The sequence below is a fragment of the Ensifer adhaerens genome (assembly GCF_020035535.1).
Classification (GTDB): domain Bacteria; phylum Pseudomonadota; class Alphaproteobacteria; order Rhizobiales; family Rhizobiaceae; genus Ensifer.
Genome location: NZ_CP083349.1, coordinates 750,441 through 775,063 on the forward strand (window position 1 = coordinate 750,441; position 24,623 = coordinate 775,063).

General features: G+C 62.4%; 27 protein-coding genes. 18 read left to right on the top strand and 9 right to left on the bottom strand.

Annotated features, from left to right (window positions below):
• Positions 1-31: 31 nt before the first annotated feature.
• From LAC81_RS03660 to LAC81_RS03670, 3 genes are all read right to left on the bottom strand, one after another.
• On the bottom strand, positions 32-454 hold the full coding sequence (locus LAC81_RS03660) for a SufE family protein (RefSeq protein ID WP_113537856.1): 423 nt from the start codon (positions 452-454) through the stop codon (positions 32-34).
• A gap of 184 nt (positions 455-638) precedes the next feature.
• Entirely contained in the window at positions 639-1,319 is a 681-nt protein-coding gene (locus tag LAC81_RS03665; RefSeq protein WP_223726764.1) for a hypothetical protein, read from the bottom strand.
• 208 nt (positions 1,320-1,527) lie between these two features.
• Entirely contained in the window at positions 1,528-1,995 is a 468-nt protein-coding gene (locus LAC81_RS03670; protein ID WP_223726765.1) for a DUF5330 domain-containing protein, read from the bottom strand.
• Between the two features lie 642 nt (positions 1,996-2,637).
• Here LAC81_RS03670 and LAC81_RS03675 point away from each other — a divergent pair.
• The 5 genes from LAC81_RS03675 (at position 2,638) to LAC81_RS03695 (ending at position 6,463) form a co-directional block, all read left to right on the top strand.
• Positions 2,638-4,206 (top strand): sensor histidine kinase, encoded by a 1,569-nt coding sequence (locus LAC81_RS03675; RefSeq protein WP_223727757.1) that lies wholly within the window; start codon positions 2,638-2,640, stop codon positions 4,204-4,206.
• Entirely contained in the window at positions 4,178-5,143 is a 966-nt protein-coding gene (locus tag LAC81_RS03680) for a peptidoglycan-binding protein (RefSeq protein WP_223726766.1), read from the top strand. Before LAC81_RS03675 ends, LAC81_RS03680 begins: the two co-directional genes overlap by 29 nt.
• Before the next feature lie 65 nt (positions 5,144-5,208).
• Positions 5,209-5,568 (top strand): DUF1491 family protein, encoded by a 360-nt coding sequence (locus LAC81_RS03685; RefSeq protein ID WP_223726767.1) that lies wholly within the window; start codon positions 5,209-5,211, stop codon positions 5,566-5,568.
• A 65-nt stretch (positions 5,569-5,633) separates the two neighbouring features.
• On the top strand, positions 5,634-6,008 hold the full coding sequence (locus LAC81_RS03690; protein ID WP_223726768.1) for a MerR family transcriptional regulator: 375 nt from the start codon (positions 5,634-5,636) through the stop codon (positions 6,006-6,008).
• Positions 6,005-6,463: a hypothetical protein gene (locus LAC81_RS03695; protein ID WP_223726769.1), complete on the top strand. Its 459-nt coding sequence runs from the start codon at positions 6,005-6,007 to the stop codon at positions 6,461-6,463. The genes LAC81_RS03690 and LAC81_RS03695 overlap by 4 nt, the downstream gene beginning before the upstream one ends.
• A 107-nt stretch (positions 6,464-6,570) precedes the next feature.
• On the opposite strand, the gene LAC81_RS03700 is transcribed toward LAC81_RS03695, so the two are convergent.
• The gene (locus LAC81_RS03700) at positions 6,571-7,644 is read right to left on the bottom strand and encodes a DUF2336 domain-containing protein (RefSeq protein ID WP_223726770.1); all 1,074 of its coding nucleotides are present in this window, start codon (positions 7,642-7,644) and stop codon (positions 6,571-6,573) included.
• A gap of 297 nt (positions 7,645-7,941) precedes the next feature.
• On the opposite strand from LAC81_RS03700, the gene LAC81_RS03705 reads away from it, so the two are divergent.
• From LAC81_RS03705 to LAC81_RS03715, 3 genes are all read left to right on the top strand, one after another.
• A complete protein-coding gene (locus tag LAC81_RS03705; protein WP_223726771.1) occupies positions 7,942-8,646 on the top strand; it encodes an SH3 domain-containing protein in 705 nt (234 codons plus the stop codon).
• Between the two features lie 152 nt (positions 8,647-8,798).
• On the top strand, positions 8,799-9,080 hold the full coding sequence (locus LAC81_RS03710) for a hypothetical protein (protein ID WP_223726772.1): 282 nt from the start codon (positions 8,799-8,801) through the stop codon (positions 9,078-9,080).
• 323 nt (positions 9,081-9,403) lie between these two features.
• Positions 9,404-9,574, top strand: coding sequence for a hypothetical protein (locus tag LAC81_RS03715; RefSeq protein ID WP_223726773.1), 171 nt, complete (start codon positions 9,404-9,406; stop codon positions 9,572-9,574).
• Between the two features lie 161 nt (positions 9,575-9,735).
• Here LAC81_RS03715 and LAC81_RS03720 read toward each other — a convergent pair whose 3' ends face one another.
• From LAC81_RS03720 to LAC81_RS03730, 3 genes are all read right to left on the bottom strand, one after another.
• On the bottom strand, positions 9,736-10,281 hold the full coding sequence (locus LAC81_RS03720) for a DUF1254 domain-containing protein (RefSeq protein ID WP_223726774.1): 546 nt from the start codon (positions 10,279-10,281) through the stop codon (positions 9,736-9,738).
• A complete protein-coding gene (locus LAC81_RS03725; protein WP_223726775.1) occupies positions 10,274-10,861 on the bottom strand; it encodes a DUF1214 domain-containing protein in 588 nt (195 codons plus the stop codon). The genes LAC81_RS03720 and LAC81_RS03725 overlap by 8 nt, the downstream gene beginning before the upstream one ends.
• Positions 10,862-10,996: 135 nt before the next feature.
• Positions 10,997-13,198: a transglycosylase domain-containing protein gene (locus LAC81_RS03730; RefSeq protein WP_223726776.1), complete on the bottom strand. Its 2,202-nt coding sequence runs from the start codon at positions 13,196-13,198 to the stop codon at positions 10,997-10,999.
• Positions 13,199-13,361: 163 nt separating this feature from the next.
• On the opposite strand from LAC81_RS03730, the gene LAC81_RS03735 reads away from it, so the two are divergent.
• Positions 13,362-13,829, top strand: a complete 468-nt coding sequence (locus LAC81_RS03735; RefSeq protein ID WP_223727758.1) for a YcgN family cysteine cluster protein — start codon at positions 13,362-13,364, stop codon at positions 13,827-13,829.
• A gap of 82 nt (positions 13,830-13,911) precedes the next feature.
• Here LAC81_RS03735 and LAC81_RS03740 read toward each other — a convergent pair whose 3' ends face one another.
• Positions 13,912-14,250, bottom strand: coding sequence for an MmcQ/YjbR family DNA-binding protein (locus LAC81_RS03740; RefSeq protein WP_223727759.1), 339 nt, complete (start codon positions 14,248-14,250; stop codon positions 13,912-13,914).
• 225 nt (positions 14,251-14,475) lie between these two features.
• Positions 14,476-14,616, bottom strand: coding sequence for a hypothetical protein (locus tag LAC81_RS03745; RefSeq protein ID WP_223726777.1), 141 nt, complete (start codon positions 14,614-14,616; stop codon positions 14,476-14,478).
• A gap of 838 nt (positions 14,617-15,454) precedes the next feature.
• On the opposite strand from LAC81_RS03745, the gene LAC81_RS03750 reads away from it, so the two are divergent.
• From LAC81_RS03750 to LAC81_RS03790, 9 genes are all read left to right on the top strand, one after another.
• Positions 15,455-15,709, top strand: coding sequence for a hypothetical protein (locus LAC81_RS03750; protein WP_113537842.1), 255 nt, complete (start codon positions 15,455-15,457; stop codon positions 15,707-15,709).
• 141 nt (positions 15,710-15,850) lie between these two features.
• Positions 15,851-16,522, top strand: a complete 672-nt coding sequence (gene feuP / locus LAC81_RS03755; RefSeq protein ID WP_034789361.1) for a two-component system response regulator FeuP — start codon at positions 15,851-15,853, stop codon at positions 16,520-16,522.
• A complete protein-coding gene (locus tag LAC81_RS03760) occupies positions 16,512-17,897 on the top strand; it encodes an ATP-binding protein (protein ID WP_223726778.1) in 1,386 nt (461 codons plus the stop codon). The genes feuP and LAC81_RS03760 overlap by 11 nt, the downstream gene beginning before the upstream one ends.
• Before the next feature lie 216 nt (positions 17,898-18,113).
• Positions 18,114-18,536 (top strand): hypothetical protein, encoded by a 423-nt coding sequence (locus LAC81_RS03765; RefSeq protein WP_223726779.1) that lies wholly within the window; start codon positions 18,114-18,116, stop codon positions 18,534-18,536.
• Between the two features lie 131 nt (positions 18,537-18,667).
• The gene (ccmI, locus tag LAC81_RS03770) at positions 18,668-19,810 is read left to right on the top strand and encodes a c-type cytochrome biogenesis protein CcmI (RefSeq protein ID WP_223726780.1); all 1,143 of its coding nucleotides are present in this window, start codon (positions 18,668-18,670) and stop codon (positions 19,808-19,810) included.
• Entirely contained in the window at positions 19,807-20,259 is a 453-nt protein-coding gene (gene ccmE, locus LAC81_RS03775) for a cytochrome c maturation protein CcmE (RefSeq protein ID WP_113537838.1), read from the top strand. Before ccmI ends, ccmE begins: the two co-directional genes overlap by 4 nt.
• Positions 20,256-22,244: a heme lyase CcmF/NrfE family subunit gene (locus LAC81_RS03780; protein ID WP_223726781.1), complete on the top strand. Its 1,989-nt coding sequence runs from the start codon at positions 20,256-20,258 to the stop codon at positions 22,242-22,244. Before ccmE ends, LAC81_RS03780 begins: the two co-directional genes overlap by 4 nt.
• Positions 22,241-22,696 (top strand): cytochrome c-type biogenesis protein, encoded by a 456-nt coding sequence (locus LAC81_RS03785; RefSeq protein ID WP_223726782.1) that lies wholly within the window; start codon positions 22,241-22,243, stop codon positions 22,694-22,696. Before LAC81_RS03780 ends, LAC81_RS03785 begins: the two co-directional genes overlap by 4 nt.
• 330 nt (positions 22,697-23,026) lie before the next feature.
• A complete protein-coding gene (locus LAC81_RS03790; RefSeq protein ID WP_223726783.1) occupies positions 23,027-24,586 on the top strand; it encodes a Do family serine endopeptidase in 1,560 nt (519 codons plus the stop codon).
• The last annotated feature ends 37 nt before the right edge of the window (positions 24,587-24,623 follow it).

Genomic DNA, 24,623 nt, shown 5'->3' on the forward strand with positions numbered 1-24,623 from the left:
GCGCTGTCGCTGCGGCGGCGCTGGCAATGGCTCAAGCGGCCAGCCGAAGCTCCGCTTCGTTCTTGATGCGGCGGATCATCGAGCGCAGGCCGTTGGCGCGCTGCGTCGACAGGTGCTCGATCAGGCCGATCTTGCCGAAGGTATCGATAGCGTCGATCTTGGCGATCTCCGAGGCATGCTTGTCGGAATAGATGGCGAGCACGATCGCGACCAGGCCGCGCACAATGTGCGCATCCGATTCACCTTCGAAGGTCAGGACTGGATCCTCCGGATTGCCTGCCGTCTGGGTGACGAGCCAGACTTGGCTGGCGCAACCCTGGACCTTGTTTTCCTGGGTGCGCTTGGCCTCCGGCATTTCCGGCAGAGCCTTGCCGAGTTCGATCACATAGCGATAACGATCCTCCCACTCGTCGAGGAAGGCAAAATCGTCGATGATCTGGTCAAGCGTCGTCATGGTCCGGGTCCAGTTATCGGGAAATTATACGCCCGCCGGTCCTTACCGTGAACGAGCTTCGTCCCTGTTCATGCCCATTGCCATCAGGCATGCAGGCGTTCAGCCCTCATATAGGGGATGGCGAGCCGGTTGAGAACCGTCATTCGCGATTGCCTTGGGCGTCGGTAGCCTTTCGCCGGTGCGGTCAGATCGAAACGCTTGTCGGGAAGGCGAGCGCATTGCCGGCGCTGGCGTCGAACCCGCCGAGCTTGCCGACAGCTGCCGACAAGGCATGGCCGGCCGCGCGGGCATCGTCAGCGTCACGGGCAGCCCCCTCGCTGCGCAGTTCCTGCTCTGCCTTTCGCAGGAGCCGTTTTATCTGTTCGGCAGCCGACTTGAGTTCGGCGGCCACCTTCGCCGTGGTACCGGGTCCACGGTCGTCGTCGCTGAATTCGCGATAGGCGCGCTCGGCAAAGCTCGTCGGCTCGGGGGAAGTGGGGGTATCGTCTCCGGCCATCGCGTCTTGCATTGGCGCACTGCCCGCATCCGCCAAGGCCGTAGCGGCCGCAGCGGCGGCAGCACCATTTGCCGCTCCGGCACCATCTGCGCCGGCCAATTGCTGGGCAGCCGTGCCGAGTTGCTGAGCGAGTTGCTTGGCAAGCCTTGCGAGCGTTTCCGGATCGGATGCAAAGAACCGGAGCATCCGAAGCTGTTCCTTGATGTCATCGATCTTCTTCTTGGCCGCAGCCGCGCGATCGGCAGTGTCTTCGTCAGAGCCAAGAAGCAAGGCAGCGGAGGCCGGGCTCTTGCCTTCGACGGCGGTCGTGGTGCCGGGTTTCGCCGGTCGTGTCACGCCCGCATTCGAAAAAAGCCCGTAGATCTGCATTGGGGTGCCTCCGCTTGTCGTGTGGCGGACCTAAGCAGCCACGGCTTGTGCGTGGCTGGCTGTGAACAGATCAGCGGTTGCGCCCAAAAAAGAAAACGCCGCGAGGGGATGGGATCCTCGCGGCGGCCACGACAGGGCGCGGCAAGTCAGGCAGTTAAGTTGCGAATGGGGTGGGGCGGCCCACTAGGCGCGACCGGGAACGTGTGGGTTACTGGATGAACGCGGCCTTGGGGTCGAGGCGCTTTTCCGGAACGGGCGTGCGTTTGAACACAGGCTCTGCGTCGATCGTGCTGCCCTCGGCCGCAGCAGCCACATCGGCTGCCGGCTTGGCCGTGCCGGTCATCATCGGTGTGACCGTACCGGTCATCACCTTGGCATCGGGTTGAGCCGCATCGGTTTCGGCAAACTGGGCATCCAGGAATTCATAGGCGATCCGAGCGCCTTCGCGAGCCCGGTGACCGAGGGCGACAAAGGTTTCCGCGCCCTTCTCGCAAACCTCGGGCTTCTGGATGCAGATGGCGCTGATGTATTGGAAAGCCTCATTGGCGGCGGAGAAGGTGTCGCCGAGCTCTACCTTGGGACCATGCTCCAGCTTCTGAGAGCTCGACGGATCGAGGAATGGCAGCAGCACCAGCACCAGCGAAAACCAGAATGTCGCCTTGATGAGAAACCACATGTTCTGCCCATCCTTCGTTCAGCTGCCTGAGCTCGCCAGTCTTTTAGCCGGCTTTTGTGCCTTCGGCATCCCGCAGCGCCGTCGTATCCCCTGATACACGTTCACGCTGCCGTCGTTTCCTCGGGGAACCTGCTGCTTTCGATGCAGCGTCCGGCCCTTCGTTGACACCGACATTAGGATGGGAATCACAAGACGGCTTTTCAAAATCGAGCCGCATTTGCTTCAAATTTTAATGAAATGCCGCCGTCGCGTGCTTTGCCGCGCATTTGTGTCGCATTTTAGCTTTCGCCGTTAAGGTTCGTGGCAGAGCCTCAAGCCGGAAGCCCGGAAGCATCGGCGATGGCGTGTCGAAGGAGGCGCCACAATCGTTAACGGTGTGCAGAAAATGCACAGAAATCCGTTGCTTACGCCCCGTTAACCACAAGAAATGAAGGTCGCTGGTTTTGCTCCAAAACGGGATTTTTCGGCGGTTTCGCACCGTTCCGGCACGGCCGCGTTTATTCTTTCATTAAGCCGGGGATGCGAGATTCCGACATGTCACGAGGCGGTCTGAATCGCGGTCCGCAAGTCGCGGAAATCGGTCGCGCCAGCCTCGCAAGAACAACAAATGTAGCAGGGTAAAGCGTGAGCGTATTGCGTAACATGGCTGGCAGATGGGCGTCCCGCGTGGACGAGATCGCGGCCCTGTGGCTGCCCCGTCATGAAGCCTCCTCACTCGCTGGACGTCGCGATACGAAACGTCTGCGGGCTGTCGCGGCCGTCTCGCTGACGACGCTGCCCGTGGCGCCGCTCGCCCTGTCGCTCGCCATGCCGGTTTCCTCGGCCCTGCCGCTTGGCACGGCGCTTTGGGCTTCCGCCTCGCTCTTGGCAGCAGCCGTCGCGATCGCTCGTGGCCGGGTGCCGGAAGCCGGTGCGCCAGCCCCGACCGATCCGGTTCTCCCGGACCTTTCGGCGGCCTATGATCTTTTTGCCGGTCTCGTGACCGTGCATGACCTGCGCGGCAATGTTCTTTCCGTGCACGGGCGAGATGCAGCCGAGCACCTGACGCTGATGCGCGATCCGGCGGGCCGCGGTTTCATCGAACAGATTCACGTCTCCGACCGCATCACTTTCCTGAGTGCGATCGACATCCTTCGCCAGGGCGGTGATCGGGCGACGGTCGATATCCGTATCGAACGGCGGACCCTGCCGATCGAAGGCGAGCAATTCGTCTATATGGCTTGCGAATTGGCGCCGTTGCGCGATCGCGACGGCAACCTGACGGCGATCCTTGCGCAGTCGCGCGATGTCTCCCAGGAGGCAGGCTTGCGCGCGGAGGCGGCGGCCCGGACGGCCGAAGCCGAGTCTGCGAACGACGCCAAGACCCGTTTTCTCGCCGCCGTCAGCCACGAGTTGCGCACGCCGCTCAACGCCATCCTCGGCTTTTCCGACGTGCTGGCCGGCGAGTATTTCGGCAAGCTCGAGAACGATCGCCAGCGCGAATATGTGGGCCTCATCCACAAATCGGGCGAACATCTACTCTCCGTCGTCAACACCATGCTCGACATGAGCAAGATCGAGGCGGGACGCTACGAGCTCATGCCTGAGCCTTTCCGCGTCGCCGAGGCGGTTGCCGCCTGCGAGGCGATGCTGTCGCACCAGGCGGCGGAAAAGGGCGTCAAGCTCGTGAGCCGCGTCACCCGCGGCATCGGCGAAATCAATGCCGATCAGCGCGCATTCCAGCAGGTTCTCATCAACCTGGTCGGCAATGCCGTGAAGTTCACCGATCATGGCGGTGTCGTGACGATCGACGCCGAGGTGGACGGTGAGACGCTGAAGGTTTCGGTCAGCGACACTGGTATCGGTATCGCGGCCGACAAGCTGGAACTGCTCGGCCAACCTTTTGTCCAGATCCAGAACGACTATACACGCCGCTACGAAGGCACGGGTCTCGGCCTTTCGCTGGTCAAGGGCCTCGTTGCGCTTCATGGTGGCGATCTCACGATTCGCAGCCGCGAGGGCGAGGGGACTGTCATCGTCGTGACGATACCGCGCGACGGCTCTGGCATTGCCCTTGCCCAGCAAGACGAGCAGCGCTCGCCGGTGACGGTGGAATTCCCGCCGCGCCTGCGCGACGGAGAAACGAGGCCGGCCGCCGAAGGAGGGCGGTCCGAGGACGTTGGTTTGAACGAGGAACGGGGATATGGCTCCGCGCAAGCGAAAACAGCCTGAACGGAAAAAGGCCGCGCAGCGTGCGCCCGGCCTGGCCGTGCGCGGGCTGGCACTTGCCGGACAGGGTGTTGGACTTGCCGGCCGCCTGATGGCGCGCCATCCGCTGGTCTCTGGCGGCACCGCGGCCTTCGTTGTCGTGTTCTCCTTCGTTGCCGCCAACGCCATGTGGTACCAGCACGGCGTGCACCCGTCGCCGCTCATGCGCACCCGCGTGCCGCTCGTCAGCGCCGAAACGGCGCAGCGGATCGCCATCGCCAAGGGCGAAGAGATCGAGCAGCGCAACGTGACCACCTTCGTCATCGAGCGCGAGGGAGAGGCCAAGGCGGACAATGTCGAGGACGTGATTGCTGGGGCCTCCGCGGATCTGCCGGCGGATAAGCCATCACCTGAGCGCGTGGCAAGTGTGCCCGACAGCGCGCAATCGAAGCTCGTCGCCGATATCCAGAAGGAACTGAACCGGGTCGGCCTTTATGACGGCGCACCGGACGGGCGTAGCGGCCCACGGACCACGGCGGCGATCCTGCGTTTTGAAGCGCAGGCCGGTCGCGCCGAGACCGGCTCGGCCAGCACCGAGCTGCTGCAGGCGCTAAGGGCGGCGCCAAGCGACAAGGTTGCGCAGGTCATGCCGGCGGGAAGGCCCCTTGCAGAGGCAAAGGGCAACGGCGTGGAGATAGATCCGGTCGCGGCGGCCATTCGCTCGTCCGAGAAGGAAAGCAATTTCATTCCGCGTGCGGAGATACCGGTTTCGAGCGACCTGGTGCTGAACATCCAGAAGGGGCTCAGCAATCTCGCCTATGCGGATGTAGCGGTCGATGGTGTCGCCGGAGAGCAGACGCGAGCGGCAATCCGCCATTTCGAGAAACATTACCGCCTGCCGCAGACCGGGGAGCCCAACGCCCAGGTCCTGAAGAAGCTCAAGGAAATCGGCGCGCTCTGATTGCCGGCGGGTTTTGAACGTACCGCCGATTTGCCTGCGCCGGCTGGCGCGTGTATCAGCCTTTCATGCGCTTGAAGTCTCACATCTTCGTCTCGTCCCTCCTGCGCCGTGCGTTTTCGCTCGGCGGCTACGCGGCCGTGCTGCGCAAGGGTGCGGAGGACGCCGGTGCAATCTTCATCCGCCAGCGGACACGGCTCGGCACCGAGACGCTCTTTGCCCCGGCGCCACAGAATTTCTTCGATGACGAAGTCGAACTCGGCCGCAAGTTCGAGGCGAGGCTTCGGGACAGCGAGGCTGAGGGGGTCGATGCGGCGCTTGCAAGCGAGGTCCGGTTCGATCCGGACTGCTGGATCGTGGAGATCGAACTGGACGACCATGGCGACCTGTTCGAGGTGGTTCCTGAGGACGGGACAAGCCGGTCCTGACACCGTCTTGCCGATCGCGCGAACCTGCTTGACTCTCCACTTGGTGGAGGCCGTAGGACGCACGCATGGACGATCAAATCTTTTCGATAGGCGAACTCTCGAAGCTGAGCGGCATCCCGGTCAGGCGGCTTCGGTTTTATTCGGACAAGGGGCTGTTACCGCCGTCCACGCGGAGCGAGAGCGGTTACCGCATGTATTCCGGAGCGGATCTCTCCCGGCTGGACCTCGTGCTTGCTCTGCGTGAAGCGGGTGTCAGCGTTTCAGAAATCCGGAAGATCCTGACCAGCAGAACCTCGTTTGCCGACGTTCTGGCGTTGAGGCTTCGTACGCTCGAAACCGAAATCCGATCGAAAAGACGGAATTCCGCGCCGCGCTGGAACGTTTCTACGACGACGTTGCCGGCGGCGCGCCGGTGGACGCAGAGTGGAAGAAGAAAATGATGGATGCAGGTACGCCGGATCTGCCAGATGATCCGACACCGGAGCAGATCGATGCATGGGTGGAACTGATGGGCATGTTGTCCGACAAGACCTATGCGGCCGAGATGCGATCCCATATGTCCACGCTTTGGACCGAGGAATTCGACCCCACCGCCTATGCCCAGGCGGCCGACGCGACCTTCGTACGGGTGCGGGCTGCTATCGAAAACGGCTTGGGCCCGGAATCAGCCGTCGGCAGGGAGATTGCCGTCGCCTGGTTGGCAGATTCGGCAAAGGCGATGAAGCGGGCTCCGGACAAGGAATTCCTGGACTGGCAACTCGAGCAGTATCGCAAACACCACGCCCGTTCCGCTCGGTACCAGGAACTGATGGCCGTATTGCAGGGGCAGGGACCGCAGGCCCCGACAGGCTGCGAGTGGAGCTGGATCATCGACGCGATGAAGCAACTCTTCTAGACGCGCGGCCGCAGACCCATCCGCACATCAGCGATTGTCCGGGTATGCTCTCGATGGGGGAGCATGCCTGGCATCAAGATGAGGTCGATGATGAGAGATTACGACGCCTAGCCGCGCCGGCGGCCGAAAAGCCGTTGTGGCTGCACATTGCTGACGGCCGCCGCGACCCTGCGAGGGCTAACCTGGCGCGCATCATTGGCGGAATTTTCGGCGAAATAGGCTTCGTGCCTTACAGCCGGAGCTGCGTCCTCTGCCTCCGCCTCGAACCAGGCATCGAGTTGCTCGCGGCAGTCAGAGCGGCTCATGGCGCCGATCAAGGCTTCCGCGTGGCTCGTCTCGCCGAAGGGTTCGCGAAGGTGCGGATAGAGCGCCTGAAGCACGAAACCGGCATCGGTCGGCCCGACATCCAGCGCGACGAGGCTCGTCGCAAGCCGCTGTCCGGAAATATCGAGCAGGATGCGCTCGACCTGCGCATCCTTGGTGCCGAGCGCCTGACCGAGGACACGTGAGAACAGGATGATCTCGCCGCTACGGGCAAAGCGCACAAGCAGCGCTGCATGAACGTCGTTGATCGCCTCAGACGAAGCTGCGGGCGCAGTAGCGGGCGACCCCGTCCGCGCCAGCGTCTTGATCTCGTGCCGAAGCGCTTCTTCGCGGGCAGCCCGCAAGGACGCGGCTTCGGGCTCCAGGTTTGGTTGGTCCGCCGCCGCCTGCTTCGCGGCGTTGCTGCGTGCTGCGAGCCCGGGCGGATTGTGGTGCTCGACCAGGGCATCGACGACGAGCGGAGAGAGATTCGGACGCCGCGCGATCGCTGCGGCATGTTCCGGGCCGCGCTCGCGGATGACCGAGATGAGGGTGCGGTCTGCAATCGCTTTCGAGCGCGTCAGGAAAATCGCGGCAATCGAAATCGGCATGCTGCCGATCAAAGTTGCGACCGGTTCCGGGATTTGCAGGCATTGGGAAAGGGCTGCCGCCGCCTGGCGGCGCGCTTCGTTACTGGAACCGAGGAAGAGGGGCTCGAACAGTTCGGCAAACTGCTTCATGTCGGACTTGCGGGGGATGCGCAGGCTTTCGAAACCAGTGACCGTCGCCATCAGGACCACGTCCTTCAAGCGGCCGGTCTGTGGCCTTTCCAACTCACGAAAGCGATCCGTCACGGTAATTCCCTGCACGCAAAACATGATCGCCGTTTCCGGTGATCCGGAAAGGCACACGTCGCAAAAATTAGAAGAAAAGCGTTAGCGCACTGTTAACTATGGATGTTGGAGCTTTATTCAGGCTTACGGCACGGGCGTGGCGCCCGAGAGGGTCGCCCAGTCGCCTCGCCAGCCCCGCATTTCTCGGGGACATCCGCGGCATCAGCCATAAAAAATCCACATGCGCTGACGAGTTATCGCGGCGACGGTCAAGGGCTCCGGACGCCCGCCGACGCTTGGAGGCCAAGTGAAGAGGGGCCTCTCCATGGGAGATATGGAACTGTGAAGAAATTTATCCTGCGCGCGGCGGCGGTCTGCGCGCTCCTCGCGGCCCCGGCGATCGCCGAGGCTGCAGAAGGCTTTGCCACTGCCAATGTCAACATGCGCTCCGGTCCGAGCACCCGCTATCCGGCGGTATCGATGATCCCGGTCGGCGAATCGGTGGAGATCCACGGATGCCTTGCGGACCTGCCGTGGTGCGACGTCTCGTTCTATGGTGGTCGCGGCTGGGTTGCCGGGCGCTATGTTCAGGCCGACTATCGTCGCAATCGCGTTTATGTCGAGCCCCGCTACTATCGGCCGCTCGGAATTCCAACGGTCGTCTTCCAGTTCGACAACTATTGGGACCGCAACTACCGCGGTCGTGACTTCTATCGCGAACGCGACCGCTGGCGCCGGGGACCGGATTGGGTCGACGACGGCCGGAATCGTCGCGACTGGGAACGCCAGCGCGAGCGCGACCGCCGTGACTGGGAAGGTGATCGGCGCCGCGAGCGGCGAGACTGGGAAACCGGCCAGCGTGACGAGGAATGGCGCCGCCGCGAGGGTGAATGGAACAGCGAGCGGACGGTACGCGAAGAACGCCGTGAGTGGGAACGTCGCAGCGATGGCGTGCGCGTTCGCCAGGACGATGGGGTCATTTACGAAGGCGCCCGCCCTGCGCCGTTCGTTCGGTGCCAGTTCGACGATCCGAATTGCGAAAACTGAACTGGAGCGCCTGGAGCGGCGCTCTTCCTGTGGACTGGAAAACGGGCGGCTCTGGCCGCCCGTTTGCTTTTGGCGCTCAGGCTTTCTGCGGTTTCAGGCGGAACCAAACGCTGTCCGGAGCGTTGAGACGGCGCAGACAAGGGAGCGTTGTAATGGTGGAAAAGAAACTGGAGGCCGTGCAGAAAGTCAGCGAAAGCGTTTCGCAGGTGCAGGCGCGTGCTGAGGTTGACGTACAAATCGCCGAACTGCGGGCGGAAATCGCCCGGCTCACCGAAGCGGTCTCTGCCATTGGCAGCGGTACGAAGGCAGTCGTGCAAGGCGAGGCCGAATTGATGGTGGAACGCGTTCGCGAACGCGTGCGCGAAGAACCGCTGTCGACGCTGGTGACGGTTGCCGGGGTGTCGTTCCTGTTCGGTCTGATATCGCGACGCTAGTGGACGCGACGGCTTAAAAAAGCGCTCCGGGTTGTTACCTCGGATACATCTCAGGGTCTCGTCTGGCGGGATAATGAGGTTTGGTTGGTGTTGCAGCGGTGTATTAGCATTCTGTTAACCAGCCTATGGCTCAATCGGGGTAGACCCGTTATCATCGGGCTGCGTCGTGTGAACCAGAAGAGCAACATCCGGGCGACCGGAAGAAGGAGCAAACGAGAAAAGCGCGCCTGTCCGGGCAAGGCCTGGAAAAATGCGCTGGCCCGAGAGGGCAGGGTGAAATCTGTACGGTAGTTCATCCGTCTCAAGACTTTGTGGAGACGAGCATGGCAGACGTGATCAGAATCCAGGACCGAAAGGTCCGCGTACCGCCGCGTAGGCCTCCGGCCATTTCGGGCAGAGCCAAAGTGCTTCTGTTCACCGGCATCCGTTACGAACGCCTCGACCGCGATCCGCAGCCGACGGCACCGGATGGACGCCGGATCAAGAAGCAGTAGCGTCCGATTTCCTGCGTCGGCGGCCGGCTATAACCGGGCGCGCCTCCTTGACCCCAAGCATCAGGGTCCCTCCACCAAAATTCCTGCATTGAACGTTGTTTTGCGTCGGCTCCCTGTCGAGCGCGTGACTGCATGGTCAGCCGCCTTCACGCCCGAGGGCTCTAGCGACGAAATGGCTCGCAGCTTGATTCGGCAAGGAAGTTGCGGACCTGCTCCTCGAAGCTGTCTACCGGCGCCATCGCCCTCAAGACCGCATAGCCGTCCTGTTCCTTCATCTCCACCATGATCGATTGCGCCAGGGCCTCCGGCGGCGACTTGCGCAGTTCCACCAGCTGGATCGGCGTCGCGACCACAAGATCGAGCTTTCCGTTGACCGCCGTGTGGTCGTTCATGCTGAAAACTTCGTTCGAATTGCTGTCGAAGACCGCGAGAGACCAGAACGGCACGCTGCCGCTGGCGAGGAAGCGCGCCGGCCCGTCGGAGATCGAGAAGCTGCAAACGGCCGTCCGGAGATAGGGGTCGTCATTGGCAAGCCCGGTCGGCCCCGGCGTGCTCGTCAGCGCGAAGAAACTGTCCATTTCGAGCAGCCCGAGGACACGGGTATAGGCGTCGCGGCCAGTGAACTGCGGCAACGACAGAATGATGATGATGTGCAGCAGGGCGGCGCCGACAAGGCCGAGGACCGTGGCGAAGAGAACCTTACGCATCGCCGCACCCGGTCTTGGTGATGACAGGCATGGCGAGGTCGATCAGGCCCGAGGAACCGGCCGTCGGTGTGTCGAGCAGCGTCAGGACCAAGCGGAAGTTGCCCGCATGGCGTATGGCCAGCCAATTGTCCGGTTGGGCATTCGGCGACACATGGATGGTGAAGTTGCTGTTTTCGCTGCGCAGCACGGTCCAGGAATTAAGCGCCGAGGGCAGGTCGGTGCCGGGACGCAGCGGCAGGCCGTCGGCGTTCGCCGCATAGAGCGTCCAGAAACGAGCCTGCGGCGTCAGCCCCGTCACGTCATACGAGCAGGTCGCCTGCAGCTTCTGGCCCTTGTCGTCGATCTGAGCGCTGAACATCAATCCTTCGGCGCCGCCGTAGAGGAGTTCTCCAGCGCGCGCCCGGTGCGCCTTGGCATAGGGGTCGGCATTGATCGTCTGCGCTTCCGGAAAGGCAACCCATGGGCCGATTGCGATCGAGCCGAAGCCGACGGTCGCCTTCAGCGCCCACACGGCCGAGGCAATGCCGCCGCCGAAGGCGATGGCAAGAGCGAGGGCGACGAGGAAGGGAATTCGGAACAAGGGCGGCTCTATCGGAAATCGGTCAGCGACGGGGCAACATGGGGTTGCCCCCATATCTCGCCGAAATTGGCGCCCGGCGCAACGGCGACCGACGGATCACGCGCGGCCGCACGATGAGATGGCTGCCGGGGGGCTTCAGTTGCTGGCGGCATCGGGATCCGTCTGTCCGGAGCGTTTTTCTTCGGCAGCGCCGAGGGCAGCGAGCTTGCCGCCGGCTTTTTCCGGCGCTTTCAGCGTGGGCGCCTTTTCGAAGGTCTCGCCGATCGTGCGCAGCAGGCGGGTGACCTCGGCCGACAACGAGCGCGGACGGATAAGGGGCGGCAGGGCGTTTTCATCTGGCTTCGCCGCTGCGACCTGCGGCTGCTTCACTGGCGCCGTCGGGGCGGTAACTCCGGGGATGGCGCGGTGCTCGATGCCTTGCTCCGCATAGTCCATCAGCCGCTTGAAAGTCATCGCCGGCAGCGAGCCGCCGGTCATGTTGTTGGTGGACGTGTAGTCGTCGTTGCCGAACCAGACGGCGGTCGTATAGTCGCCGGTGAAGCCGATGAACCAGGCGTCGCGATAGGCCTGCGTCGTCCCGGTCTTACCGCCGACGAGGATGCCATTGTCGAGAGCGGCCTTGCGCGCGGTGCCGATGATCGGGATCTGCGTCAGCATCGAATTCATCGACGTATTTGCGTTTTCCGAAAGCACGCGCCGCGCCGGCGGTTCGTCACGCCCGAAGTCGTAGAGGATGTCGCCGTCATAGTTGAGAATCTGGCTAATGCCGTGACGGCGTGACTGCACGCCGCCGGCCGGGAACACCGCGTAAGCCGTCGCCTGATCGAGCACGGTGACCTCCGATGTGCCGAGCGGCATGGTCTTGTCGGTACGGATAGGGGTCTCGACGCCCATCGCCTTGGCGGTCTGAGCGATCAGGTCGGTGCCGAGCTTGTCCTTGGCGAGGCGCACGGGGATGGTGTTGATCGACTTGGCGATGGCGGTCAGGATGGTGATGCGCCCGGCATAGCTTCGGCCGTAGTTCTGCGGCGACCAGCCGCGCCAGGTGATCGGCGCGTCGACGACGACCGTTTCCGGCGTCATGCCCTTCTCCATCGCGGCAGCGTAGGTATAAACCTTGAAGGAGGAGCCCGGTTGCCGCAGCGCACGGGTCGCGCGGTTGAACTGGCTCTCGCCATAGTCGCGACCGCCGACCATGGCGCGCACGGCGCCGCCATTCTCGAGCATGACAAGCGCGCCCTGCTTCACGCGGAAGCTCTCGCCGTATTGGCGCAGGCTCGATTCCACCGAGTCCTCTGCGGCGTTCTGCAGGCCCATGTCGATCGTGGTGCGCACGATCAGCGAATGCTGCGCGAAGGGACGGGCAATGCGCTGGACCTCATCGAAAGCCCAGTCGAGGAAGAAATCGGGCGCCTTTACCTGGGCGCGGTCGATAACGCTGGCGGGATTGAGGCGCGCGGCGATTACCTGGCCCTCGGTCATCAGGCCGCCCTGGACGAGATTGGTCAGAACCTCGTTGGCACGACCGCGCGCCGCCGGAAGGTTGACATGCGGTGCATAACGCGCCGGCGCCTTGAAGAGGCCGGCAAGCATCGCCGACTCCGCCAGGCTCACATCGGTGATCGATTTGCCGAAATAGAATTGCGCTGCCGCAGCTGCGCCAAATGTGCCGCCGCCCATATAGGCGCGGTCGAGATAAAGCCTGAGGATTTCCTTCTTCGACAGGTTGCTCTCCAGCCAAATGGCAAGGAAGGCCTCCTTGATCTTGCGTTCGATCGTTCGCTCGTTCGAAAGGAAAAGGTTCTTGGCGAGCTGCTGGGTCAGCGTCGAGCCGCCCTGGACGACGCCGCCGGCGCGGGCGTTTTCGGTCATAGCGCGGGCTAGACCCAGGAAGTCGATACCCCAATGGTCGAAGAAGCGGCGGTCTTCCGTCGCCAACACCGCCTTGATCAAGTGATCGGGCAGCTCGTCGATCGGCACGGAATCTTCGTGGATGATGCCGCGGTGGCCGATTTCATTGCCGTAGCGGTCGAGGAAGGTGACGGCGAAGTCGCTCTGGGCGCGCCAGTTGCCCTTGGTTTCCTCAAAGGCGGGAAGCGCCAACGCCAGCATCAGCACCGAGCCGACGGTGCCCCAGGTCATGCCTTCGCCGAGGACCTCGAAGACCACCTTTTTCCAGCCAGTGACGCGGAAACGGCGAAAGAATATGGTGGTATCTTCCCACCACTGCGCGAGCTTGAACCCGGTATTCCAGACCGTCGAATCGATCCAGGAGTCGATCCTGAGAAAGATGTGCCGTTTCTTCGGCCGATTATCGTCTTTCCTCGGTTCCCGCACGTCTCAACGTCCTGAAGGCTTTGTGGCATCATGCCGGCGCCGCGCAATATTTGCACGGCGTCAAATTCCAATCTACTTGCATATCGCGCTGCCGGCCTTAAAAAACCGGCAATTTTCTGCGAAATTTCTGTATCGCGGGCTATTTGACGAAAGTGTGATGACGATGGGCGAAATGCCTTTCTGGAAGGCGAAAAGCCTTGAGGACATGACCAATACAGAGTGGGAAAGCCTGTGCGACGGCTGCGGACTCTGTTGCCTGAACAAGCTGGAGGACTGGGATACCGGCGAGATTGCCTGGACCTCGATCCGCTGCACTTTGCTTGATGGCGAGAGCTGTCGTTGCAAGGACTATGAAAACCGACAGGCGACAGTGCCCGACTGCATCCAGCTTACGCCCAAAGCCGTGCGCGAAATCACCTGGCTGCCGCCAACCTGCGGCTACCGCCTCGTGGCGGAGGGGCGCGATCTTTATTGGTGGCACCCGCTGGTCTCAGGCGACCCGGACGCTGTCCATGCTGCCGGCATCTCCGTGCGTGGCCGCACCGTTGCCGAGGACGGCATCGATATCGAGGACTATGAAGACTATCTCGTCACCTGGCCGCTGGAAGTGGGGCAGGAAAGCGTGGATTGAAAAGGGATTGGCCCGCGCTTCGCTATCGACTTCCGTGCGGAGCGCTCCCACTTCGGCGAACCGGCTATCCGCCTGATGCAGCCTAGTGGCTGCCGCCGTTCTTCTTGACGAGGTTTTTCGGCGCGACGTTGCGCCATGCCGTTTCCATAGACTGGCGCACGAGCCCTTCGTCGGCCTCGACGAAGTAGAATGAGGTCCAGCCACGGTCGCCCCAGCCGCCGGGGACGGCGGCGCAGACGCCGGGTTCCATTTCCAGGAGCATGCGCTGCTGATCAGGGGTGAATTTGAAGACCGCGCGACCGGCTTCCGGCAGGGTCATGAAAATGCGCTTGCCCACCCGGAAGTCCCGTGTGCCGAAATGCGCGTTTTCCTCCGTTCCCGGCAAGCTTAGCGCGAGTCTTTCAATCTCTTCGGTCAGCATTCGGAAAGAGTAACATGGATTTTCCGAATGGCCAAAAGGCTGAAAATAGCCACAAAAATTCAAGGGCCGCAGCAATTGCCACGGTGCCAATCCAATCGGCCAAGACGGGCCATTCGGCGTTGCAGGATGTGCTTCATCCTGAACCCTAGGGTTCAACTGCGTGTTGCGTCTTGCGTATGTCAGGATTGTCTTGGCACAGGAAAACCGGTGCGCCGTTGGCGGGCGTTACTCAGCCGGCTGGATCGGCTTCGGGGTGCTTTCGCCGGCATCGCGCATGGCGCGCCATTCGTTTTCGAAACGGTCGAGCAGCGATTGCGGTACTTTGGACTGCTGAGATGCGGGCTGGTTGTTGGCTAGCGTCTGCATCCGATCCTCCCGGGCCTATGACGGTTTCATGACGTTTGATGTAGTGGACAATTTCATATCGTAAAGGCTTTGTAAATCAGTGGCTTAAATCATTTAAACGATTGAAAAATATTTAAATCGATTAATTTTTCGTTGATCCACAGCCGTCTGTCAATCCAAAGATCTGCCGGTGCAGATGCGACTAAATTGGCTGTTCTTTTGAAGTATTTTTGCGGGCGTCCTGTCTTGCGCGCGAACGCCAAACTTCACGTATTGAGGCACCCATAGAATATGCTGAACGCCGGCACGCTCGCTCGCATGGCGGCGAAAACCATCGCAATGAAATCGAAAAGTGTCAGGGGCTTAGTGCGAATACCGGATTCGGCGCGCGATCAGCGTGACTCAACCTCGCATGGTGTTGACTCAACTTTCAAACGATCGTCGACAAGGGATTCAAAGGAATCGGAAATCACTGCCTGCTCGATGTGCTGTCCCTGCGTTCGGGCTTACGGTGGATGCATCCGCCGTCGCGGCATGCGCACCGATGCCGACTTCGGAATGCTAGCGAAACATGCTTAACGAAAGGCTGATCTCATGGCCTGCCGTGAAGTATGCCCGTGATCTTGAGGCCCTATTCTGTCAGCGGCATCGAGATGAAACTGTCGCATGAAATGGCTATCGCTTGCTGGCGGAAGTCTCGGTCCGGGTTTCGTCAGGAACGGAATCGCTGCAATCTAGGGTCGGGTCCGTCGGCTCTCCAATGGATACCTGACGGCTCTGAAAGCCGACATTCATTTGCCATTCAGCCTCATTCGGTTATTGCTTCTGCCATGATGCTTCCCAAGTCGAAAGTGCGTTCATGTCTTCACCAGTGATCATAGCCGCGCTTGCCGCAGGCCTCGCGGGCTTCAGCCCGCCTGCGATCAACGTGCCGTCGGATAATGTCGTCCGTGTGTCCGGCGATTGCAGCGCGGCTGCTGCGCAGGTGGTTGCCGACACCGGCGGCGAGCTGCTGTCGGCACAGCCGACGTCCGATGGCCAGTGCGTGATCACGGTACTCGTTCCCGGTAATGGTGGACGGCCGAAGAAGGTGACCGTCAAGGTGCCGATGTAAGCGGTCCCTGCAGCGCTGCGCGTCTTGGCAGACGCGCAAAGGTCGCTGTAGCGCTTTGAATGCCTGCATGTTTCTGTCCTTAAATCGGCTAGGTTTGGCGAAACAAGCAGCGGAAATGGCCGCGAGAGGAAGTAGAGACGAATGCGCATTCTGATTGTCGAGGACGACGCCAACCTGAACCGGCAGCTCGCCGAGGTGCTGAAGGAGGCCGGCTATGTCGTCGACCAGGCCTATGACGGCGAGGAGGGGCACTATCTCGGCGACGCCGAGCCCTATGATGCCGTGATCCTCGACATCGGCCTGCCGGAGATGGATGGCATCACCGTTCTCGAGAAGTGGCGCGGGGACGGCAAGACCATGCCTGTGCTGATCCTGACGGCGCGCGATCGCTGGAGCGACAAGGTTGCCGGTATCGATGCCGGCGCCGACGATTATGTCGCCAAGCCTTTCCATGTCGAAGAGGTTCTCGCCCGCATCCGCGCTCTGATCCGCCGTGCCGCCGGCCATGCAAGCTCGGAGATCGTCTGCGGTCCGGTGCGCCTCGATACCAAGGGTTCCAAGGCAACCGTCGATGGCGTAGCTCTCAAGCTGACGTCGCACGAGTTCCGGCTGCTCTCCTATCTCATGCATCACATGGGCCAGGTCGTTTCGCGCACGGAACTGGTCGAGCATATGTACGATCAGGATTTCGACCGCGATTCCAATACGATCGAGGTGTTCATCGGCCGGCTGCGCAAGAAGATCGGCAACGATCTGATCGAAACGGTGCGCGGCCTCGGATACCGAATGCAAGCGCCGGGCAATGGCAATTAGGTCCCTCACAGCCCGCGTATTGGCGGTTTCCACCGTCTGGGCGGTCGTCGCCCTGGTCGTGATCGGCGTGGTCATTTCCGAACTCTATCGCCAGGGCTCCGAACGCGGCTTCAAGGACCTGCTGCGGGCGCAGCTTTTCAACGTCGTCAATTCAATTTCCGTCAACGAGAAGACGGTACTTTCGGGCAGTCCGCAGCTTGGCGATCTGCGCTTTTCACAGCCGCAGACCGGGTGGTACTGGATCGTCGACCCGATCGGCGAATTCGACACGCCGCCTTTGATCTCGACGTCGCTCGGCAACGGAAAGCTGCCGATCGCCAGCGTCGACGAGGTTCCCTTCGACACCGGCTACGTCCGGTTCTACACGACCAAGGATCCGTTCGGTAACGCGGTAGAAGTCTCCGAGACCGAGGTCGTGTTGGACATCCAGGGCCACACCGCGCGCTTTCGCGTGGCCGGCAACCGCGATGTGCTCGAAGCCGACATCAATCGCTTCACCCGCAATCTGACCATCGCGCTTTCCATCTTCGGTCTCGGCGGCCTCGGTGTGAATGCGCTGACCATTCTCTTCGGCCTGCGCCCGCTCGATCAGGTCCGCCGCTCGCTGGAGAAGATTCGCGCCGGCGAAAGCGAGAGGCTTGATGGAGCCTTCCCCCGCGAAATCCAGCCGCTTGCCAACGAAGTGAACGCCCTGATCGACAGCAACCGCCGCATCGTCGAGCGTGCCCGCATGCAGGTCGGCAACCTTGCGCATTCCCTGAAGACGCCGATCGCCGTGCTCCTCAACGAGGCCCGGGTGCTCGACGCGTCGCACGGCGAACTGGTGCGCAGCCAGGTCGATGCGATGCAGATGCAGGTTCAATCCTATCTCAGCCGCGCGCGGATCGCCGCACAACGCGAATCCGTCCTGGCGCGAACCGAAGCGCAGCCGGCGCTCGAACGTCTGGTTCGGGTGATGCGCAAGCTCAACCCGGAAAAGCAGGTGCACCTGTCGATCAATCCACCGGCGTTGGTGCTCGCGATGGAATTGCAGGATGTCGAGGAAACCGTCGGCAACCTGCTAGAAAACGCTGCCCGCCACGCCCGTGGCGAGGTGTGGCTGAATGTCCGACCGGCGCCGAGCGAGCTGCATGCGAAGGAGCCGGGAAGGCAGTGGATCGTGCTCGACATCGATGACGACGGTCCGGGGCTCAATCCTGATCAGATCGCGCTGGCGATGAAACGCGGCAAACGACTTGACGAAAGCAAGCCCGGAACGGGGCTCGGGCTGTCGATCGTCAGCGAGATCGTGCGGGAGTATCAAGGCACCATTACGCTGTCGCGCCGGGATGAGGGGGGGCTACGTGCCCAGCTCCTGTTGCCGGCCGCGGCTTAGAGCGGAGTGAAGAAGGGTGTGAGGTTTCGTGATTTAGGTGTCACACCCGTGCTCGAAAATGTCACAGTGGCAGGGCGCGCCGTTGCCTCGGCAGGCGGGGAATGCCAAAAGAAAATCAAGGACAAGTCGTCATTTGACCCGAATGTACCGGGTTTCGCGAATGCGGCTTCGGATAGGAATGGTTGAGTGTCGCGGATCATGAGGAACCAGGCAGAAATGGCACGGACATTTGTCGTTGGCGGTCGGATCGCGGTGATCGCGTCGGCCGTGGCTCTTGCCGGCTGCAGCACGACCGCGGGCGGCAAGTCAACCGCGACCCGCAGTGTCTCCTCCACGACCTATATTGCCGCGCTTCAGGGCGGCGTGATCGGTCGCCTTTCCGATCTCGATATTGGTACGTCCGACCGTCAACGCGCGCTCGAGGCAGAGTATCGTGCGCTCGAGGCAGCGCCCGGCGGTCAGCCTGTTACCTGGGCTGGACGTGGCGTCAGCGGCTCCGTCGTTGCTGCCGCCCCCTATCAGGTCGGGTCGCAGAATTGCCGCCAGTACAGCCATACTGTCACGATCAAGACGGAGGCGAAGACGGCCCGGGGCGCTGCCTGCCGCAATCCTGACGGCAGCTGGACGCCGCTCAGCTGAGCGCAATCCCTTCTGAGGCCGTTCGAGAGCGTCGGGGCGGTATCGTCCACCATTGCGGCGAAACGCCTCAAATCTCCGTCATAACCGGTTTTCGAGTTGGAAAGGCATGGGCCGCATAGTATTGAGCGTCCATGTTGTTCTGGATCCTCGTCGCCACTTTGACGGCGGCCGTCGCCGCCGTGCTGATCCTCCCGCTGATGCGGGCAGGGGAAGCCCCATCGTCTCCCCACAGCCACGACATCGAGGTCTATCGCGACCAGCTCGATGAACTGAAGCGCGATCAGGACAGCGGCCTGATCGGTAGCGCCGATGCCGAGCTTGCGCGCGCCGAAGTGGCGCGCCGGTTGCTGGCGGCCGGCGAGAGCGACCGCAATGTGGCGCCGGCCGTTTCGCCGCGGCGCGGGGCCAATCGTCTGGCCCAGGCTTTCGTGCTGCTCTGTCTTCCGGTCGTCGGGCTCTGTCTTTACTTGCTGACGGGTAGCCCGGGCGTGCCGGCACAGCCGCTTGCCGCGCGCTTGGCCGACCCCAATGGCGATATCAATGTCCTGATCGCCAAGGCTGAAAACCACCTTGCGGTGAACCCGAATGACGGTGCCGGCTGGGATCTGCTCGCGCCGATCTACATGCGCAACGGCCGCATAGAGGAAGCGGTCGACGCCTATGACAGGGCGATCCGCCTGCTCGGGCCGACGCCGGCGCGCCTGGGTGGATATGCTGAAGCCCTGGTCGTGCAATCCGATGGTCTCGTGACGACCAAGGCGCAGGAGGCATTTCAGCAGGCATTGACGATCGACCCCAATGATCCGCGCTCGGAGTTCTACCTTGCCCTCGGCCTCAAGCAGGAGGGCAAGAAGGAAGAAGCGCTGACCGCCTTCAACAGGCTGGTCGCGACGTCCCCTGCGGATGCGCCCTGGCTGCCGCTCGTCAAGCAGCATGTGTCGGAACTGGGGGGCCCTAGCGCCACCAGCGCTGCCGCGCCCGGCAATCCCAGCGCCGAGGATGTCGCCGCGGCCGAGAGCATGACCTCCGGCGACCGTCAGGAAATGATCCGCAGCATGGTCGAAAGCCTCGAAAGCCGCCTCAAGGAAAATCCGGATAACCTCGAGGGCTGGGCGCGGCTGATCCGCTCCCATGTTGTCCTTGATCAACGAGACAAGGCCGCGGCCGCGCTAAAGGAGGGCCTCAAAACCTTCCCGGCCGATGGCGACGGGGGCAAGCAGCTCCTGGCGCTTGCTCGCGAACTCGGGATTGCGACCGATGGAGTGACGCAATGACGCGCAAACAAAAAAGACTGGCGATCATCGGCGGCGGTGTCGGCTTTCTGGTTCTCGCAGCCTTTCTGGTAATGTTCGCCTTCAGCCAGGCGATCGCCTATTTTTACGTGCCGAGCGATCTCGCCAAGGCGAACGTTGCTCCGGGCACGCGCATCCGCCTCGGCGGTGTGGTCGAAGCGGGTTCGGTGAAGCGCGGCGATGGCAAGACGGTCACCTTCACTGTGACCGACACACTTGCCGGCGTGCCGGTAACCTACACGGGCATCCTGCCCGACCTGTTCCGCGAGGGGCAGGGCGTGGTGACGGAGGGAGCCTTCGTTCAAGGGAACTCCGTCTTCGTGGCGGATACGGTTCTCGCCAAGCATGACGAGACCTATATGCCGAAGGATGTCGCCGACCGCTTGAAGGCGCAGGGCGTCGAGCTCAGCGGGAAGGAAACCATTAAATGATCATCGAGCTCGGACATTACGCGCTGGTCCTGGCATTGGCGACCGCGGTCATCCAGGCCGCCTTGCCGATCCTCGGGGCCCGGCTGAACGACCGCGGCTTGATGGAATTGGCGTCGAGCGCGGCGGTCGCCTGTTTCCTGCTGGTCGCCTTCGCGTTCATCGTGCTCACCTTCGCCTACGTGACTTCGGACTTCTCGGTCCGCAATGTCTGGGAAAACTCCCACTCGTTGAAGCCGCTGATCTACAAGATCTCGGGTGTGTGGGGGAACCACGAGGGATCGATGCTGCTGTGGCTGCTGATTCTGACATTCTTCTCGGCGCTGGTCGCCTCTTTCGGGCGCAACCTGCCGGAAACGCTGAAGGCGAACGTGCTTGCGGTCCAGGCCTGGATCGCCATGGCCTTTGCGCTCTTCATTCTGCTGACGTCCAACCCGTTCGCGCGGCTGATCCCGGCGCCGGGGGAGGGCAAGGACCTGAACCCGATCCTGCAGGATGTCGGCCTCGCCATTCATCCGCCGCTGCTCTACCTCGGCTATGTCGGCTTCTCCGTCTGCTTCTCCTTTGCGATCGCTGCACTGATCGAGGGCCGCATCGATGCGGCCTGGGCGCGCTGGGTCCGTCCCTGGACGCTCGCCGCCTGGACGTTCCTGACCGCTGGCATCTCCATGGGCTCTTACTGGGCCTATTACGAACTCGGCTGGGGCGGCTGGTGGTTCTGGGACCCGGTCGAGAATGCTTCCTTCATGCCCTGGCTCGCGGGCACGGCTTTGCTGCATTCGGCATTGGTCATGGAGAAGCGCGAGGCGCTGAAGATCTGGACCGTGCTGCTCGCGATCATGACCTTCTCGCTGTCGCTGCTCGGCACCTTCCTCGTACGTTCTGGCGTGCTGACTTCCGTTCACGCCTTCGCCACCGACCCGACGCGCGGCATCTTCATTCTCGCCATCCTCGTCTTCTTCATCGGCGGCGCGTTCACGCTCTTTGCTTTGCGTGCCTCGCACCTGAAAGCCGGCGGCATCTTCGCGCCGATTTCGCGTGAGGGTGCGCTGGTCTTCAACAACCTGATCCTGACGACGGCGACAGCGACGGTCCTCACCGGCACGCTCTATCCGCTGGTGCTTGAGGCGCTCACCGGCGACAAGATCTCGGTGGGCCCGCCCTTCTTCAACATGACCTTCGGTCTCCTGATGCTGCCACTGCTCTTTGCGGTGCCGTTCGGCCCATTGCTTGCCTGGAAGCGAGGGGACCTCGCCGGTGTCGCCCAGCGGCTCTTCGCGTCCGTCGCGATCGGTCTCGCCGCCGGCACGATCTATTATTACGTGATGAATGGCGGCCCGGTTCTGGCGCTCCTCGGCATTGCCCTTGGCGTCTACCTGATCGCCGGTTCGCTCACCGATCTGGCGCTACGCTCCGGCCTCGGCAAGGTTGCGGGCAACGTCGCCTGGCGGCGCCTTGCCGGCCTGCCACGCTCTGCCTTCGGTACCGCTCTTGCCCATATCGGTCTTGGCGTCACCCTGATCGGCATCGTCGCGGTCACGGCATTCGAGACCGAGACGGTCGTCGAGTTGAAGCCGGGCATGACCGTTGACGCCGGCGGCTACACGCTGCGCTTCGACGGCATGCGCAACGGCAGCGGCCCGAACTACACGGAAGAATCCGGTCACTTCACCATCAGCCGCGGCGGTGTCGCCGTTTCCGAGGTCTGGTCGTCGAAGCGTCTCTACCAGGCGCGCCGCATGCCGACGACGGAAGCAGGCATCCGCACCTTCGGTCTCAACCAGCTCTATGTTTCGCTCGGCGACCAGATCAGCGAAGGCGGCATCGTCGTGCGCATCTGGTGGAAGCCGATGATCCTGTGCATCTGGGGTGGAACCCTGTTCATGATGGCGGGTGGCTTCGTGTCCTTGGGCGATCGCCGCTTGCGTGTCGGCGCGCCGACGCGGGCCAAGCGGCCGAAGACAGTGCCGGTGGGGGCCGCCGAATGATCCGTCTGCTGCTGGCGCTTCTGCTGTTCATCCTGCCGACCGGGTCAGCCTTTGCGGTCAATCCGGATGAGGTGCTGGCCGACCCTGCGCTTGAAGCCCGCGCTCGGGCGATCTCGGCCGAATTGCGCTGCATGGTCTGCCAGAACCAGTCGATCGACGATTCCAACGCCGAGCTTGCCAAGGACCTGCGCGTGCTGGTGCGCGAGCGGCTCGCCAACGGCGATAGCGACGAAGCGGTGATCGACTATGTCGTGTCGCGCTATGGCGAATTCGTGCTGCTGAAGCCACGCTTCGAAACGAAGACGCTGATCCTGTGGGGCATGCCCGCAACCCTGCTGCTCGTCGGGGCGATCACCCTTGTCATTGCGTCGCGCCGGCGCGGGGCCCAAGCCAAGGGAACGCCGCTTTCCGAGAATGAAAAGGAAAAGCTGAAGAAACTGCTTCAGCCCTGACGGGACGTTTGGACCGGCGCTCGCGCGTTCCACGATCTCCAACGCCAATCGCCTGATATCGCTGGCGAATATTCTCGGCGATAACGGCCGCCGTTCGCGGCGACATGCGGTCGGCAAGGGGCTATCGGTCCATCCCTGGTGGTCTCCCGCAACATTACCAAATATTCATCTTCCGGACAGAACTCAGTAAGGTCCCATCCGTTACATCTTTCGTCATCGGCTGTTCCTCCAGTCAGCCAAACGAGCCCGCCTCTTCCCAGCGAGGTGGGTATCGCAACCAGGTTTCGGTGCCGTCTTCGACGGCATCAAGGAAGAGAAAAGGCAAAACGGATGATTACGACCAAATCCCTGCGTCCCTCCCTCAAGACCGTTCTGAAGACCTCGACCGTTGCCGGTCTTGCTGCCGTCATGCTGACCTCGGGTTTGCCGGCCAGCATCTCCCAGTCCTTCGCGGAAGCGGTGAAGGTGGAAGCGCCGTCGGTGCCGAGCTTTGCCAACGTCGTCGACGCAGTTTCGCCCGCCGTCGTTTCGGTTCGTGTCCAGTCGCGCGTCAACCCGGTTTCCGAAGACGGCAGCGACTTCAGCTTCGGCTTCAATGGCCGTGGCTTCGATGAATTGCCGGATGATCACCCGCTGAAGCGCTTCTTCAAGGAATTCGGCCCGCGCGGTGATGACCGTGCCGAGCGCGGTGGTCCGGGTCGCCGTGGTCCGCATGGCGAAGGTCGCCTGCGCCCGACGTCCCAGGGGTCGGGCTTCTTCATCTCTGAAGACGGCTACCTCGTCACCAACAACCACGTCGTTTCCGACGGTTCGGCCTTCACGGTTATCCTCAACGACGGCACCGAACTCGATGCCAAGCTGATCGGCAAGGACAGTCGCACCGATCTCGCCGTGCTCAAGGTCGATGACAAGCGCAAGTTCACCTATGTCGGCTGGGCTGACGACAGCAAGGTCCGCGTCGGTGACTGGGTGGTTGCTGTCGGCAATCCGTTCGGCCTCGGCGGCACCGTGACCTCGGGCATCATCTCGGCCCGTGGCCGCGACATCGGCTCCGGTCCCTATGACGACTACCTGCAGGTCGACGCCGCCGTGAACCGCGGCAACTCGGGTGGTCCGACCTTCAACCTCTCGGGCGAAGTGGTCGGCATCAACACTGCGATCTTCTCGCCGTCGGGTGGTAACGTCGGTATCGCCTTTGCGATCCCCGCGGCCGTCGCCAAGGATGTCGTCGCCGACCTGATCAAGGACGGCTCGGTTTCCCGTGGCTGGCTCGGCGTACAGATCCAGCCCGTCACCAAGGACATCGCTGAATCGCTTGGTCTTTCGGAAGCAAGCGGCGCGCTGGTCGTCGAGCCGCAATCCGGCTCGCCGGGTGAAAAGGCCGGCATCAAGAAGGGCGACGTCGTAACCGCGCTGAACGGTGACACCGTCAAGGACCCGCGTGATCTTGCTCGCAAGGTTGCTGCCATCCGTCCGGGCACCACCGTTGATCTGAGCCTGTGGCGTAATGGCAAGTCCGAAAGCGTCAAGCTGGAAATCGGCACCCTGCCGAAGGATGACAAGGACGCCGCCAAGACTCAGGACAGCCAGACCGAGGAAACGCAACCCTCGAGCGAACAGGCACTGGCTGACCTCGGCGTTACCGTCGTGCCGTCCGATGACGGCAAGGGCGTCACCATCGCCTCGGTCGACGAAGACTCTGATGCCAGTGACCGTGGCCTGAAGACGGGCGAAAAGATCGTCTCTGTCAACAATCAGGAAGTGAAGTCCGCCGACGACATCCTCAAGGTCATCAACGCTGCCAAGAAGGACGGCCGTAGCAAGGCGCTCTTCCAGATAGAGGCCGAGAACGGTAGCCGCTTCGTGGCCCTCCCGATCGATCAGGGCTGATCGCGGCAGTCAAATGATTGACCGGAGCGCCGCGATT